This window comes from Methylocystis sp. H62, assembly GCF_015709515.1.
In the GTDB taxonomy this organism is placed as follows: domain Bacteria; phylum Pseudomonadota; class Alphaproteobacteria; order Rhizobiales; family Beijerinckiaceae; genus Methylocystis.
The window spans coordinates 98,153-111,549 of record NZ_JADNQZ010000057.1; the positions used below are offsets into that span (position 1 = coordinate 98,153).

Annotated in this window: 17 protein-coding genes and 1 riboswitch; of the genes, 8 read left to right on the top strand and 9 right to left on the bottom strand. The window is 65.7% G+C overall.

Features of this window, described 5'->3' with window-relative positions:
* Nucleotides 1-17: 17 nt before the first annotated feature.
* From IYY11_RS15845 to argH, 4 genes are all read right to left on the bottom strand, one after another.
* Nucleotides 18-941: an alpha/beta hydrolase gene (locus tag IYY11_RS15845; protein WP_196404736.1), complete on the bottom strand. Its 924-nt coding sequence runs from the start codon at nt 939-941 to the stop codon at nt 18-20.
* A complete protein-coding gene (locus IYY11_RS15850) occupies nt 938-1,816 on the bottom strand; it encodes a tetratricopeptide repeat protein (RefSeq protein ID WP_196404737.1) in 879 nt (292 codons plus the stop codon). Before IYY11_RS15850 ends, IYY11_RS15845 begins: the two co-directional genes overlap by 4 nt.
* Before the next feature lie 110 nt (nt 1,817-1,926).
* Complete coding sequence (locus tag IYY11_RS15855) at nt 1,927-2,538, bottom strand: thiamine phosphate synthase (RefSeq protein ID WP_196404738.1); 612 nt, start codon at nt 2,536-2,538, stop codon at nt 1,927-1,929.
* Entirely contained in the window at nt 2,535-3,920 is a 1,386-nt protein-coding gene (gene argH / locus IYY11_RS15860; protein ID WP_196404739.1) for an argininosuccinate lyase, read from the bottom strand. The genes IYY11_RS15855 and argH overlap by 4 nt, the downstream gene beginning before the upstream one ends.
* 99 nt (nt 3,921-4,019) lie before the next feature.
* On the opposite strand from argH, the gene tlpA reads away from it, so the two are divergent.
* Complete coding sequence (tlpA, locus tag IYY11_RS15865) at nt 4,020-4,685, top strand: thiol:disulfide interchange protein TlpA (RefSeq protein ID WP_312029740.1); 666 nt, start codon at nt 4,020-4,022, stop codon at nt 4,683-4,685.
* Nucleotides 4,686-4,775: 90 nt separating this feature from the next.
* Nucleotides 4,776-5,210, top strand: a complete 435-nt coding sequence (locus tag IYY11_RS15870; protein WP_196394209.1) for a heme-binding protein — start codon at nt 4,776-4,778, stop codon at nt 5,208-5,210.
* A 120-nt stretch (nt 5,211-5,330) separates the two neighbouring features.
* Here IYY11_RS15870 and IYY11_RS15875 read toward each other — a convergent pair whose 3' ends face one another.
* Nucleotides 5,331-5,849, bottom strand: coding sequence for a hypothetical protein (locus tag IYY11_RS15875; protein WP_196404741.1), 519 nt, complete (start codon nt 5,847-5,849; stop codon nt 5,331-5,333).
* A 169-nt stretch (nt 5,850-6,018) separates the two neighbouring features.
* Here IYY11_RS15875 and IYY11_RS15880 point away from each other — a divergent pair, with 169 nt between their 5' ends.
* Entirely contained in the window at nt 6,019-6,504 is a 486-nt protein-coding gene (locus tag IYY11_RS15880; RefSeq protein ID WP_196404742.1) for a peroxiredoxin, read from the top strand.
* A 40-nt stretch (nt 6,505-6,544) separates the two neighbouring features.
* On the opposite strand, the gene IYY11_RS15885 is transcribed toward IYY11_RS15880, so the two are convergent.
* Both IYY11_RS15885 and gap read right to left on the bottom strand, forming a co-directional pair.
* A complete protein-coding gene (locus tag IYY11_RS15885; RefSeq protein WP_196404743.1) occupies nt 6,545-7,750 on the bottom strand; it encodes a phosphoglycerate kinase in 1,206 nt (401 codons plus the stop codon).
* Nucleotides 7,751-7,818: 68 nt separating this feature from the next.
* Nucleotides 7,819-8,826, bottom strand: coding sequence for a type I glyceraldehyde-3-phosphate dehydrogenase (gap, locus tag IYY11_RS15890; protein WP_196404744.1), 1,008 nt, complete (start codon nt 8,824-8,826; stop codon nt 7,819-7,821).
* 225 nt (nt 8,827-9,051) lie between these two features.
* On the opposite strand from gap, the gene IYY11_RS15895 reads away from it, so the two are divergent.
* On the top strand, nt 9,052-9,375 hold the full coding sequence (locus IYY11_RS15895) for a DUF4164 family protein (protein WP_196404745.1): 324 nt from the start codon (nt 9,052-9,054) through the stop codon (nt 9,373-9,375).
* 1 nt (nt 9,376) lies between these two features.
* Nucleotides 9,377-9,760 (top strand): cell division protein ZapA, encoded by a 384-nt coding sequence (locus IYY11_RS15900; RefSeq protein WP_196404746.1) that lies wholly within the window; start codon nt 9,377-9,379, stop codon nt 9,758-9,760.
* Here IYY11_RS15900 and IYY11_RS15905 read toward each other — a convergent pair.
* Together IYY11_RS15905 and IYY11_RS15910 are read right to left on the bottom strand one after the other, a co-directional pair.
* Nucleotides 9,757-10,407: a glutathione S-transferase family protein gene (locus IYY11_RS15905; protein ID WP_196404747.1), complete on the bottom strand. Its 651-nt coding sequence runs from the start codon at nt 10,405-10,407 to the stop codon at nt 9,757-9,759. The genes IYY11_RS15900 and IYY11_RS15905 overlap by 4 nt on opposite strands.
* A gap of 87 nt (nt 10,408-10,494) precedes the next feature.
* Nucleotides 10,495-11,091 (bottom strand): hypothetical protein, encoded by a 597-nt coding sequence (locus tag IYY11_RS15910; RefSeq protein ID WP_196404748.1) that lies wholly within the window; start codon nt 11,089-11,091, stop codon nt 10,495-10,497.
* Nucleotides 11,092-11,265: 174 nt separating this feature from the next.
* A riboswitch (TPP riboswitch) is annotated at nt 11,266-11,398 on the top strand.
* Nucleotides 11,399-11,415: 17 nt separating this feature from the next.
* On the opposite strand from IYY11_RS15910, the gene IYY11_RS15915 reads away from it, so the two are divergent.
* Genes IYY11_RS15915 through IYY11_RS15925 form a run of 3 tightly spaced genes read left to right on the top strand, consistent with a single transcriptional unit; the run spans nt 11,416 to nt 13,394 of the window.
* Nucleotides 11,416-12,474, top strand: a complete 1,059-nt coding sequence (locus tag IYY11_RS15915; protein WP_196404749.1) for an FAD-dependent oxidoreductase — start codon at nt 11,416-11,418, stop codon at nt 12,472-12,474.
* A complete protein-coding gene (gene thiS / locus IYY11_RS15920) occupies nt 12,443-12,592 on the top strand; it encodes a sulfur carrier protein ThiS (RefSeq protein ID WP_312029741.1) in 150 nt (49 codons plus the stop codon). Before IYY11_RS15915 ends, thiS begins: the two co-directional genes overlap by 32 nt.
* A gap of 13 nt (nt 12,593-12,605) precedes the next feature.
* A complete protein-coding gene (locus IYY11_RS15925; protein ID WP_196404751.1) occupies nt 12,606-13,394 on the top strand; it encodes a thiazole synthase in 789 nt (262 codons plus the stop codon).
* The last annotated feature ends 3 nt before the right edge of the window (nt 13,395-13,397 follow it).

Below are 13,397 nucleotides of genomic sequence, written 5' to 3' on the forward strand. Positions count from 1 at the left end.
GCCGGCGCCAGGCCTGATCAGCGTCCTTTCTTGTCCCAGTCGCGCTTCGCGTTGGAGGTCGCCTGAGCGACCCGCGTTTTCAAAAATTCGATCGCTTTCGCCCGCGACTGGCGCGCTTCGGGGAGAAAGCTCATCAGCTGCCAGGCGTGCGGCGTGCAAGGCCAGATCTCGAGCTGCGCGTCGACCCCCGCCTGCCTTGCGCGCGCGACGAGCCGCGTCGAATCATCTCTCAGCACTTCGTCCGCGCCGACATGAACGAGCATCGGCGGCAGCCCGGAAAGCTCGGCGTAGATCGGCGACGCAAGCGGATTTCTGGCGCTTTGGCGTCCCAGCACGGCGCGGGCGCCGAGCAGAATGTCCTTGCGCGTGAACAGGGGGTCACGTTCTTCATTCTCGCGCATCGAGGCGCCGGTCGCAGCGAGATCGACCCAGGGCGAGGACAGCGCCGCGGCGACGGGCGGCCGTAAGCTCTCATCGCGGATGCGCAGCAACAGCGAGACCGCAAGCCCGCCGCCAGCCGAATCTCCGACAATGACGAAGGGTCCCGGCCGCGCCTCGGTGAGGGTCCGATAGGCGCGCAAGACATCTTCCAGCGCGGCGGGAAAGACATGCTCGGGCGCGAGCCGATAGGCTGGCGCAAAGACATCAAAGCCCGCGCGGGCGAACGCGCGCGACGCATAGCGAAACAGCCGCGGCGACCCGATGAGGTAGGCGCCGCCGTGGAGATAGAACAGCGTCGCGACGGCGGGGTCGCCTGAAGCAGGGGTCCAATCGCCCGGAATCTGCGCCGCGAAAGGCGCCCGGCGCTCGGGAGACAGCGTCTCGACGAACCGCTGAAGGCCGCGCAAAGGCGCCGTCAGCGCCAGGATGCGCGGCTTAATGAAACGGCGAAGGAACGCGACGGTCCGCCGCGTCGCCGCGCTCGCGCCGCCGGCGCTCATTTTACGGCGGTCGGCTTCGCCGGCGCGGAAGCGCTCGAGAGATAATCGAGCGAGGGATCGTTCAACCCCGCTTCGCGCGACTTGTCGCGCCACTCGCGCGCCTCGGCGAGATTGGCTTCCACCCCAAGGCCTTCGGCAAGGATATGGGCGAGGCGGTTTTGCGCGACGGCGTTGCCCTTCGCCGCCGCTTTGCGAAACCATTGCACGGCGGCGGCGCGGTCGCGTGGCCCGCCGACGCCATTGAACTGGAGAACGGCGAACTCGACCATCGCCGGCGCGAAGTCCAGTTCGGCTGCGCGCCTGAACCACTCCGCGGCTTCGCGCTCATCCTTGGGAACGCCTTTGCCGGTCTTGTAGAGAAGGCCAAGCGCGTAGAGCGAATCCACGTCCCCCTTCGCCGCGGCGCGGCGGAAATAGTCAGACGCTCTGCCGAAGTCGGATGGCGCGCCCTCATTTTCGAGGGCGAGTTCCCCGATCAGATGGAGGGCGGCGGGATGATCCTGCGCCGCGGCCTTTTCGAGATAGGCGCGGGCGACGGCGCGGCTCTTCGGCGCGCCGGCGCCATTGAGCGCCGCAGCGCCGTAGAGATAGGCCGCTTCTTTGTCGCCGGCGTCGGCGCCCCGTTTGAACCATCCCATCGCAGTCGAAAGGTCGCGACCCACGCCCGCGCCTTCAAGGTAAAGCTGGCCGACGAGAGTGAGCGCGGCCGCATCCTTCGGATTGGCGGCGATGCGCTTCTTGGCTTCCTTCATCGCGACCAGATAATCGCCGCGCTGATAGGCGCCGAAGGCGAAGTCCGGCGCGGGCGGCGCATCATTGGCGGCGCGGGCGGCAGGCGCGAGAAAGAGCATGCAACTTGCGATAAACGCCGTCATTGCGAGCGAAGCGAAGCAATCCAGCAGGCGTCGTTCGTCTCCTGGATTGCTTCGGCGCTTTGCGCCTCGCAATGACGCATCCCTTTCCGGATGATGGGGACGGCTTTGAGTCATGCGCCTGCTCCCTTAAGCCTCGCCTGCGCCTCAGCCACCGCCGCCGCCGGACCGCGCGCGTCGTTCCAGACGGCGTCGTCGAGCCGCACGAAGTCGGCGCCCGCCTGAACCAGCGGCGCGACATCATCGAGCGATTCCGCGCGAGCGACGCAGGGCGTGTTGAAAAGCTCCGCCCACCAGGCGACGCGCTCAATGAGCGCTTCGCGGTCAAGATCGGAAAACATCACATAGTCGGCGCTCAACTCGCCCGCGCGCATGGCGTCGTCGCGCGTCTCGATATCTCCGGCGCCGACGATGTAGCGCGGCGACATTTTCTTGATGGCGTCGGCGAGCGCTTCGCCGCTGCCGGCGACATGGACGCCGTCGGCGCCGGCGCGCAGCGCGACATTGGGCGCCGCCTGGACAAGGACCGCGACGCCTTTATCCTGCGCGGCGGGCGCCAGAGCGCGCACGATCGCTTCCTGGCCGCGCTCGTCGGCATCGGCGAAACGAAGGAGCAGGCTCGCGACGTCGCCAGCCGCAAGCGCCTCATTGAGCGCAGGCGCAAAAGCCGCTGCGTCGGCGAGCGGCGGGGTCGCGAGGTAGAGTCGTGCCGAAATATCGCTCATTTGTCCTTCAATCTGTCGAGCCAGACTTGCGCGGCGCCGCGCACATTGTCGGGCGCCGTGCCGCCGAAGCTCCTGCGGCTTTGCACCGACTTCTCGACGCCGAGCACGTCGCAAACATCGGCGTTGATGCGCGGTTCGACGCTCCGCATCTCCTCGAGCGTCAAATCCTCAAGACCCACGCCGCGCGCTTCGGCGAGCGCGACGATGCGGCCGGTGACGTGGTGCGCTTCGCGAAACGGAAGCGACAGCGCCCGCACCAGCCAGTCAGCAAGGTCGGTCGCGGTCGCATAGCCCGCGCCGGCCGCGGTCTTCATCCGCGCCCGGTCGACGCGCATGTCGCGGACCATGCCGGCGATGGCGGCGATGCAGAGCGACAAGGTGTCGAGCGCGTCGAAGGCGCCTTCCTTATCCTCCTGCATGTCCTTCGAATAGGCGAGCGGCAGGCCCTTCATGACGACGAGCAGCGCGACAAGCGCGCCGATGACGCGGCCCGACTTGCCGCGCGCCAGTTCGGCGGCGTCGGGATTGCGCTTTTGCGGCATGATCGACGAGCCGGTGGTGAATTTATCGGACAGCGCGATGAAGCCGAATTGCGGCGTCGACCACAGCACGATCTCTTCGGCGAAGCGCGACAGATGCGTCGCGCAGATCGCCGCCGCGCTCAGCGTCTCCAGAACGAAGTCGCGATCGGAGACGCTGTCCAGCGAATTCGCCGTCGGCCGATCGAACCCGAGCGCGCGCGCCGTCATCGCGCGGTCGATCGGAAAGCTCGTCCCGGCGAGCGCGGCGGCGCCGAGCGGACATTCGTTGAGCCGCGCGCGCGCGTCGCGAAGACGTCCGCGATCACGGGCGATCATTTCGACATAGGCGAGGAGATGGTGGCCGAGCGTCACCGGCTGCGCCGATTGCAGATGCGTGAAGCCGGGCATGACGCTCGCCGCCTCTTCCCGCGCGCGCGTCGCCAGCGCCAGCTGCAGATCGGCGAGTTCGACATCGAGCGCGTCGATCTGATCGCGGATGTAGAGGCGGAAATCGGTCGCCACCTGGTCGTTGCGCGAACGCGCCGTGTGCAGGCGCCCCGCCGCCGGACCGATCAACTCGGCAAGGCGCGACTCGACGTTCATGTGAATGTCTTCGAGCGCGCGCGAGAAATCGAAGCGCTCGTTCTCGATTTCCGCTTTGACCCGCTCCAATCCATCGGCGATCTTCGCCGCGTCGTCGCGCGACACGATCCCCGTTTCGCCGAGCATGGCGACATGGGCGAGCGAGCCGCGGACGTCCTGCAGGCCGAGGCGCTTATCGAAGTCGATCGAGACATTGATCGCCTCCAGAACCGCGTCGGTTGCGCTTTTGAAGCGCCCGCCCCATATCTTGCTCGTCATTTTTAACCTCGGAGCCCACGCCTCATGGCCAAACCGCCGCCGCCCCCGCGATCTTTCCTACTTGTCGTGAAGGCGGCCTCGATAACAATCGCGGCAAGCGTGGCGTTTCTATACGTGATCGGCAGCATGGGCGGCAAGAAACCGCCTGAACGCGCCGTGGACGAAGGCGCTCCCGCAGGCACGGCGGATCAGAGCGCCGATCAGAGCGCCGCTCCGGCAGCCGACGTCAACGCGGCCTGCGCGACGTCGACCAAGATCGCCGCCACTCTCAAAGATCTCGCGAAGGGCGAAGTCGCTGCGATGATCATCGCCGCAAAGCCGCAGCCGATGCCGGACTACGCCTTCGACGGGCCGGACGGCGCGCCGGTTTCGCTCGCCGATTTCAAGGGCAAGACGGCGCTCCTCAATATCTGGGCGACCTGGTGCGTGCCCTGCCGCGCCGAGATGCCGGCGCTCGACAGGCTGCAAGAGGCCTTCGCCGGGCAGAATTTCCAGGTCGTCGCCGTCAACGTCGATACGACCCGTCTTGAAAGGGCGAAGGCGTTTCTCGCTGAGACCGGCGTCAAGTCGCTGACCTATTATGGCGACCCAAAGGCCAACCTCTTCTACGAGATGAAGCAGTCGGGCAAAGCGCTGGGTCTCCCCACCACGGCGCTGATCGGCCCTGACGGCTGCCAGATCGGGCTGATGAACGGCCCCGCCGCCTGGGACAGCGCGGACGCCAAGGCGCTGATCTCCCGCGCGCTCGAGACGCCTTCGAATTAATCGCGCGGCCAGCATCCTTCGGGCAGCCGAGCGCTCTAGCTTTGCGATCGAAGCCGGAGGCTTCTGTTTCTACAAAAGGGAGATCGGCGAATGCATGTTTCGATTGAACAGGCGGACAAGGCGATCGCCGCGGCGCGGCGGAAAGCCATCGAACTCGGCACTCAGATGTGCATCGCCGTCGTCGATTCCGGCGGCGTTCTAAAGGCGTTCGAGCGGATGGACGACGCCTGGGTCGGCAGCATCGACATTGCGATGAAAAAGGCCAAGACCGCCGTCTTCTTCGGCATGCCGACCGGGCAGATCGGCAAGCTCTCGCAACCGGGCGGCCCGCTCTACGGCATCGAGCATTCGAACGACGGGCTCATCACCTTTCCCGGCGGACTCCCCATCGTCGACGCAGACGGCGTGATGATCGGCGCCATCGGCGTCAGCGGTTCGGCTGTGGAGAATGATCATGCCGTCGCGCAGGCGGGCGTCGAGACGCTCGGCGTGTGCGACCTCCCCGAGCATCCCTGGCGGACCTGAGCCGCGCGCCTAGAGCAGGTTCCGAAAAAGTTGACAGACTTTTTCGATGAGAACCTGCTCCAATACTTTGATTGAGCGATTCCTTATCGATCACATGATTCCATGTGATCGATAAGCGCTCTAGCGAGGCTTTTTCTTCGGCTTTTTCCGCTTCGCGCCGGGCGCCGTCGTTGCGCTCGGCGTCGCCCTCCGCTCGGCCGGCGTCGCAGCTGGCGCAGGCGGCGGCGCCGGTGGGGCGGCCTCCTGCGGTGAAGACGGCGCAGCCGAGGGAGGCGGCGGCGCGGCCTCGCCTTCGGGCGGCGGCCCGCTCGGCGCGCCGCTCTCTTCGACGGGCTGCGCATCGGGAGCGGCCGGAGGCTGCAAGCGTGAGGCGGCGAACCACCACGTCGCGGCGGCGAGCGTTAAAATCGCGAGCGCCACCAGGAAGGCGATCCCTCCTCCCCCACCCCCGCCGGAGCGTCGTGGCGGCGGCGGATCGGATGCGGGTCGCGGCGGCGGCGTCTGCACGCTCCTCTTGGTGAGGACCGGCGCGCGTCGAGCAGGTGAATCAGACGAATCAGGAGACACGGCGCGATACTGGCTCCACACCCATGCGGAAGGCGGGGTCTCGCCGCCGCCTCCATTCGAAGAATCCGACATTAGCCCGTCCTCCAGAGGCGAATCGTCTGCGCTGGCGACTTGCGCATGTTGCCTCGCCTCGGCGAAGCTCACAAGTGCGCTGCAAGCACGTTGCGCCGCGCACGCGACACAAAGCCAGGAAGCGCGCTATCTAGTCTGGGCCTTACCCTAAATCAGAGCGAGATCGTGCATGACCATTAAAGCTGGAGACCGACTCCCCGACGTGAAGCTGACCGTCATGGGCAAGAATGGACCGGAGCCGGTCGCCACGAAGGACTATTTTGCGGGACGCAGGGTGGCGCTCTTCAGCGTTCCCGGCGCCTATACGCCGACTTGCCACAAGAAACATCTGCCGGGCTTCATCGCCAAGGCGGATGAAATCAAATCCAAGGGCGTGGACGCGGTGGCGGTCACCGCGGTCAATGACATCTTCGCGCTCGACGCCTGGGTGAAAGAGTCCGGCGGCGACGGCAAGATCGACGCGCTCGCCGATGGTTCGGCGACCTTCGCCAAAGCGCTTGGACTCGAACTCGATCTCACCGCGCCCGGACTTGGCGTGCGCGGCAAGCGCTATTCGGCGCTGATCGACGACGGCGTCGTCAAATGGATCAATGTCGAGGAGAATTCGAGCGAAGCGACGGTCTCGACGGCCGAAGCCACGCTCGCTCATCTCTAGGCGCTTCTTCCAGAGAAACGCGGGCGAAGCGGTCGCCGTTTCAGCGCTGTGAAGATTGCATCAACGCCGCGACGCCCGGCAGCGTCTTTCCTTCGAGCCATTCGAGGAAGGCGCCGCCGGCCGTCGACACATAGGAAAATTCCTGCGCGACATGCGCCTGGTTGAGCGCCGCCACGGTGTCGCCGCCGCCAGCGATCGACAGCAGCTTGCCCTCGACGGTGAGCCGCGCTGCGCACCGCGCGACGGCGTTGGTGCCCTCATTGAAGGGCGGCAGTTCGAACGCGCCAAACGGGCCGTTCCACACCAGCGTCTTGCATTTGGCGAGCAGCGTTTCGACATGGGCGACCGATTTCGGCCCGACGTCGAGGATCATGTCGTTTTCGCCGACATGATCGACAGAGACGATCTGCGACGGCGCATGCGCCTCAAACTTCTGCGCAACCGTCGCGTCGATCGGCAGCACGAGCTTGCAGCCCGCCGTTTCGGCCTTGGCGAGAATGTCGCGCGCGGCCCCGGCGAGATCATGTTCGCACAGCGATTTGCCGACAGGCTTGCCTTGCGCCGCCAGGAAGGTGTTCGCCATGCCGCCGCCGATGACGAGATAATCGACCTTCGCGACGAGATTGCCCAGGAGTTCGAGCTTCGTCGACACTTTCGCGCCGCCGACGATCGCCATGACCGGCCGCTGCGGATTGGCGAGCGCGGATTGCAGCGCTTCGAGTTCCGCCTGCATGGCGCGGCCGGCGTAAGCTGGCAGCCTGTGGGCTATTCCTTCCGTCGACGCGTGCGCGCGGTGCGCAGCCGAAAAGGCGTCGCTGACGAAGATATCGCCGTTCCGGGCGAGCGCGTCGACAAAGTCGGCGGCGTTTTTTTCTTCGCCCTTGTGGAAACGCGTGTTCTCAAGCAAGGCGACCTCGCCGTCCTTGAGCGCATCGACGACCTGCGCCACAGCGTCGCCGACGCAGTCGTCGGCGAAGGCGATCTTGCGTTTGAGAACATGTTCGAGCGTCGGGACGACCTGGCGCAGCGACTCCGCGTCGACGCGCTGGCCCTTCGGCCGGCCGAAATGCGAAAGCAGAATAACCCTGCCGCCCTTGTCCGCGATCTCGTTGATCGTCGGCAGCGCACGCTCGATGCGCGTCGCGTCGGTGACGCGCCCATCCTCCATCGGCACATTGAGATCGACGCGCAGCAACACGCGCTTTCCTTTGACGTCGACGTCGTCGAGAGTGTGGAAAGCGGTCATGTCGGCGTCCAATCGCGGCTAAAAAAAGCGCGGACCCGAAGGTCCGCGCCGGCGTGGTGGAACAAGGCTTAAAGAAGCTTGCCGATCGCGCTCGCCACATCGGTCATGCGGCCGGAGAAGCCCCATTCATTGTCGTACCAGGACAGGATCGACACGAGATTGCCGTCGAGGACCTTGGTCTGGTCGAGATGGAAGCAGGACGAAAGCGGATTGTGGTTGAAGTCGATCGACACGAGCTTTTCGTCCGTGTAGCCGAGCACGCCCTTGAGCGGGCCGTCGGCGGCGGCCTTGATCGCGGCGTGCACCTCGTCCTTGGTCGTCGGTCGCTTGGCGACAAACTTCAGATCGACCGCCGAGACGTTGGGCGTCGGCACGCGAATGGCGTAGCCGTCGAGCTTGCCGTTGAGCTCCGGCAGCACGAGTCCGACGGCCTTCGCCGCGCCCGTCGAGGTTGGGATCATCGACAGCGCCGCCGCGCGGGCGCGGTAGAGATCCTTATGCATCGTGTCGAGCGTCGGCTGATCGCCCGTATAGGAGTGGATCGTCGTCATGATCCCCTTCTCGATGCCGATCGCATCGTGCAGCACCTTGGCGACCGGCGCGAGACAGTTCGTCGTGCAGGACGCGTTGGAGATCACGAGATGATCCTTGGTGATCTTGTCGTGATTGACGCCATAGACGACCGTAATGTCGGCGCCTTCGGCGGGCGCTGAAACCAGCACGCGCTTCGCGCCCGCGTCGAGCAGCAATTTCGCCTTGTCGCGCGCGGTGAAAAGCCCGGTGCATTCCAGCGCGATGTCGATCTTGAGGTCCTTGTAGGGAAGCTCGGCCGGATTTTTGATGGCGGTCACCTGGATGGGGCCGCGGCCGACGTCGATCGTGTTTCCGGCGACTTTCACCTCATGCGGGAAGCGGCCGTGCACTGAATCATATCGCAACAGATGCGCATTGGTCTCGACCGGGCCAAGATCATTGATGGCGACGACTTCGAGGTCGGTGCGTCCGGTCTCGATGATATAGCGCAGGATGTTGCGGCCGATGCGCCCGAATCCGTTGATCGCCACTCTCACGGTCATTTGGAAAATCTCCTTGCGCCGCCGGAACTCCGCGGCCCTCGCCATCGAGCCTGTGGGCTCTGGAGGCGAGCGTGTGATAGCACCTCGCGCCCCCCTGTCAACGCGCCAAGGTCGCGCCATTTGGCGCGGTTTCGATTTACGCGATTCATGCTAGGAACAGGCTGGCAAGCGAATCGTTCGGCGCGGTCGCCGGGCCGCAAAGCCATGCACCATCTGCGACCGGCGATGAACCAATCAGATAAGCGCGACGAAGAAAACGCCAAGAGGCTCGAGGCCGCCGTCGCCGAGCTGCAGACGGCGCTCGCTCAGCTGGAGCGCACTGTCGCCGCAAAGCTCGAAGACGAGCTGTCCAGCGCCGAACTCGAGGAAGAACTCGCCATCATGCACGACGATCGGTCGCGTCTCGCCCTCGATCTCGACGCCGCGCTGGCGCGGCAGAACGCCCTGGAGAAGAGCCGCGACGAGGTGCTGCGAAGGCTTGAAGCGGCAAGCGAAGGCGTCGCCGCGGCGCTCGGCGCGGCGGACGTCGCCGCGACCCAAGAGGATTGACATGGCCGCCGTCGTCGTCGCCATCGCCGGTCGCACCTATCGCATGTCCTGCGAAGAGGGCGAGGAGCAGCGGATCGAAGAACTCGCGCGCTACGTGGAAAGCAAGATCCAGTCGATGCGCGAGAGCTTCGGCGAGATCGGCGAGCAGCGAATCATCGTGATGTCCGCGCTCGCAATCGCCGACGAGGCGACGGACGCACGCGCCAAAGCGCAGGCGACGGAAACAGAGATCGCCGCGCTGCGCGCTGAGCTCGACGCCGCACGTAAGGCGAGCGACGCCGCGTCGGCGCGCGCCGCCAAGGCGCTTGGCGACGCGACGCGCCGGATCGTGAAGCTCAATGGCGAACTGTCGCCGCCCGCCGCCGCGCCGGACGATGGTCTCTAGGTCCTGGATGCGGCGGTGAAAACCGCCAGTTGAGCCTCGAAAGCACGCCTGTACGCGGGCCGCGCTTCGGCCCGGGCGACATAGGCGGAGAGGTTCGGATATTGGTCCAGTAGACCCGACGCTTTCACCCTGAGCAGCGCCGAGACCATCATCAGATCGCCGGCGCTGAACGGACCATCGAGCCAGTCGGCGCCGCCAAGTCGAGCGGAAAACTCGCCGAGCCGTTTACGGACGCGTTCTTCGACGACAGGCAGACGCTGCTCGTACCAGGCCTCGTCGCGCTCCAGCAGCCTGGCGAATGCAAGATCAACGATTGGCGGCTCCATCGTGCTGAGCGCTGCAAACATCCATGTGATCGCGCGCGCCCGGGCGTTCGCATCGTCTGGCAGCAGGCCCGCATGGCGCTCCGCGATATGAAACACGATCGCCCCCGACTCGAAGAGGGCGAGATCGCCTTCTTCATAGGTCGGAATCTGCCCGAAAGGATGAAGCGCGAGATGCGCCGGCTCCTTCATCGCTTTGAATGAAAGAAGCCGAACGTCGTAGGGTTGGCCCACTTCTTCGAGCGCCCAGCGAACGCGCATGTCCCGCGCCAGACCCTTGCCACCATCGGGCGACCGTTCAAAGGCGGTAATGGTGGGGGTCATTGGAAAGCCCTACGGACAACCGTCACTCTCCTCGACTCATCGGCGGCGCCGTCGGTCCGTGAGCCTGACCCCCATCGCGCGATTGATTTACTTGGTCACGCCCCAATCTTCGAAACTCGGGTCGCGCTTGGCTTTTTCGAGATTGTCCGCCTGTTCCGACAATTGATAATTTTGGTTTTGCGCCGCCATGGCCTCGGCGCCATCCTTCATAATCGCGATCTTCATCTGCTCTGTGGCGAGTCGATTGAGCTCGTTGATCCACTGATTGAGCGCGAGCAGCAAATTGCGTTTGCGCGCTTGTTGAATGTCATGCGACGAATCATTGTTCTCCGACAGCGCGAGTTCTTCTTGAGTTTCGGCGGTCATCGCATCGAGCTTCTTGACCTTCTCCTCCGCCGCGGCGACCTTGTCCGGAGCGTCGACCTTGGCTTTTTCGAGCGCCGCTTCGGCTTCAGTGCGCGCCTTCTTGAGATTGTCGAGGCCGTTCCGCAGCCATTTCGACTGAATCTTCAGGAGCGAGTCGCGCGGAACCCCGCTGAGGCTCAGCGAATTCGGAATGGGAAAATATTCGCCAAGCTGCGCCGCGTCAGCCGGCGCCGCTGAAATCGCGCAGGCAAGCAGGCCACAGAGAACGGCGCCGGCCAACGTCCTGCGGACGCTAGCCGCTTTGCTGATGAATCTCATGATTTTCTCCCGGTATGCTGCGCTTTTTTAGCGCGCTTTTCTTTGCGCAAACTGAGCCATCGGTTGACGTCTGGCAAGTCAGGGCGCCAAGTCCCGGCGCCTGCGGGCGAATAAAGGAGCCGGGCGCAGCGCTTGACTGCCTCAGCGCTTCGCGCCAGCCTATGTCCGCCGGGGGAGCCCGCCCGGCGGCGCTCCAACGACGCCGCCACGGGGCTGAGAGGCCGCAAGACGCGCGAGAACGCGGGGGCGGCGACCCTTCGAACCTGATCCAGTTGAGACTGGCGGAGGGATGGTGTCAGCGAGATTTCCCAAAAGACGGCGCTCATGCTCGCGCGCGTGATCGGCGCCGGCGTCGCCGGACTCTGCGCCGCCTATGCGCTCGCCAGGAAGGGCGTGGACGTGGAGATCGTCGAGCGCGAGTCTGCGCCGGGCCTCGGCTGCTCGCGTTTCGCCGGCGGCATGATCGCGCCCTGGTGCGAACTGGAAAGCGCCGAGCCTCTGGTCGCCACGCTCGGCGAAGAAGCGCTCGACTTCTGGTCGCGCGAGCTCGGCGTCGCGACGGTCGCCGGCAGTCTTGTCGTGGCGCCCACCCGCGAGCGCGCCGAACTCGCCGACTTCGCCCGGCGCACGCGCAATTTCGAATCTCTGGACGCGAAGGCCATCGCGGCGCTCGAACCAGATCTTGCCGGGCGCTTCGACGCGGCCTTGTTTTTTCGGCAAGAAGCGCATCTCGATCCCCGCGCGGCGCTCATCGCGCTGACCGAGCGCCTCGCGCAAACGCCGAATGTGACGCTGCATTTTCAGCAGGACGCCGCCGGACGGGCGACGATCCCGGATTGGATAATCGACTGCCGCGGCTTTGCGGCGCGCGACGCGCTTCCCGGCCTGCGCGGCGTCAAGGGCGAAATGCTGATTTTGCGCAGCGACGAGATTTCCCTGGCGCGTCCGGTGCGCATGCTGCATCCGCGCCGGCCGGTTTATGTCGTTCCGCGCGGCGAGGGGCTGTTCATGGTCGGCGCGACGATGATCGAGAATGAGGAGCGCGCGCGGGTCACCGCGCGGTCGGTCGTCGAACTCGTCAACTCCGCCTTTGCGGTCCACCCGGCCTTCGCCGAGGCCGAAATTGTCGAAACCGGCTCGGACCTCCGTCCTGCCTTCGCCGACAATCTGCCACGTCTTTTGAAGCGGGGTCGCACACTCTATATCAATGGGCTCTACCGCCACGGGTTCCTGCTTGCGCCGGCGCTGGCGCGCCGCGCGGCTGAGGTCGTTGTCAACGACGGGCATTTCCCAGAGGTGATGGATGCTGATTCAGATCAACGGGCGGCCGCAGGATGTGAGCGCGACGACGTTGCAACTGCTGCTGGACGAACTGGGGTATGATGAGAAGACCGTCGGCACCGCTTTGAACCAGGAATTCGTGCGCGCCAGGGACCGCGCCGAGACGCGGCTTCGTGAAGGCGACGCCGTCGAGATCGTGACGCCGAGACAGGGCGGGTGAGCGAGTGTGACGCATGAATGACCCGGTGAGGCTTTACGACGGCGCGCTGTCCTCGCGGCTGCTGCTCGGAACGGCGCGCTATCCGTCGCCGGCCATTCTCGCCGAGGCCATTCGCGCGTCGGGCTGCGAGATCGTCACCGTCTCGTTGCGTCGCGAGGCTGGCGGGGCGCGCGCGGGCGAGGCCTTCTGGAGCCTCATCCGCGACGTCGGCGCGCGCGTGCTTCCCAACACCGCCGGCTGTCGCACCGCCAAGGAGGCGATCGCGACCGCGCAAATGGCGCGGGAAGTCTTTGCGACTGACTGGATCAAACTGGAAGTGATCGGGGAAGAGGACACGCTACAGCCTGACGTCTTCGGGCTCGTCGAGGCGGCGCGGGCGCTCGCGGACGAGGGCTTCAAGGTCTTCCCCTACACGACCGACGATCTCGTCGTGGCGGAAAAGCTGCTCGACGCCGGCTGCCGCGTGCTGATGCCCTGGGCGGCGCCCATCGGCTCCGGGCGCGGGGTCAACGACGCTTTCGCCTTGCGGGCGCTGCGCGCGCATTTTCCCGACACGCCCCTCGTCGTCGACGCGGGGCTTGGCGCGCCGTCCCACGCCGCGCTGGTGATGGAGATGGGCTATGACGCCGTGCTGCTCAACACCGCCGTTTCCCGCGCCGGCGATCCGGTCTTGATGGCGCGGGCCTTCGCCCTCGCCATCGAAGCCGGCCGCGCCGGTTTTCGCGCGCAGCCGATGACGCCGCGCGACATGGCGGAGCCTTCGACGCCCCTCATCGGCCGTCCCTTCGACAGACTGGCGTAGGAA

Coding starts and splice junctions, on each gene's coding strand:
- IYY11_RS15845 (WP_196404736.1), bottom strand. CDS start 941: ATGAGCGCCGGCGGCGCGAGCGCGGCGACGCGGCGGACCGTCGCGTTC.
- IYY11_RS15850 (WP_196404737.1), bottom strand. CDS start 1,816: ATGACGGCGTTTATCGCAAGTTGCATGCTCTTTCTCGCGCCTGCCGCC.
- IYY11_RS15855 (WP_196404738.1), bottom strand. CDS start 2,538: ATGAGCGATATTTCGGCACGACTCTACCTCGCGACCCCGCCGCTCGCC.
- argH (WP_196404739.1), bottom strand. CDS start 3,920: ATGACGAGCAAGATATGGGGCGGGCGCTTCAAAAGCGCAACCGACGCG.
- IYY11_RS15870 (WP_196394209.1), top strand. CDS start 4,776: ATGCATGTTTCGATTGAACAGGCGGACAAGGCGATCGCCGCGGCGCGG.
- IYY11_RS15875 (WP_196404741.1), bottom strand. CDS start 5,849: ATGTCGGATTCTTCGAATGGAGGCGGCGGCGAGACCCCGCCTTCCGCA.
- IYY11_RS15880 (WP_196404742.1), top strand. CDS start 6,019: ATGACCATTAAAGCTGGAGACCGACTCCCCGACGTGAAGCTGACCGTC.
- IYY11_RS15885 (WP_196404743.1), bottom strand. CDS start 7,750: ATGACCGCTTTCCACACTCTCGACGACGTCGACGTCAAAGGAAAGCGC.
- gap (WP_196404744.1), bottom strand. CDS start 8,826: ATGACCGTGAGAGTGGCGATCAACGGATTCGGGCGCATCGGCCGCAAC.
- IYY11_RS15895 (WP_196404745.1), top strand. CDS start 9,052: ATGAACCAATCAGATAAGCGCGACGAAGAAAACGCCAAGAGGCTCGAG.
- IYY11_RS15900 (WP_196404746.1), top strand. CDS start 9,377: ATGGCCGCCGTCGTCGTCGCCATCGCCGGTCGCACCTATCGCATGTCC.
- IYY11_RS15905 (WP_196404747.1), bottom strand. CDS start 10,407: ATGACCCCCACCATTACCGCCTTTGAACGGTCGCCCGATGGTGGCAAG.
- IYY11_RS15910 (WP_196404748.1), bottom strand. CDS start 11,091: ATGAGATTCATCAGCAAAGCGGCTAGCGTCCGCAGGACGTTGGCCGGC.
- IYY11_RS15915 (WP_196404749.1), top strand. CDS start 11,416: ATGCTCGCGCGCGTGATCGGCGCCGGCGTCGCCGGACTCTGCGCCGCC.
- IYY11_RS15925 (WP_196404751.1), top strand. CDS start 12,606: ATGAATGACCCGGTGAGGCTTTACGACGGCGCGCTGTCCTCGCGGCTG.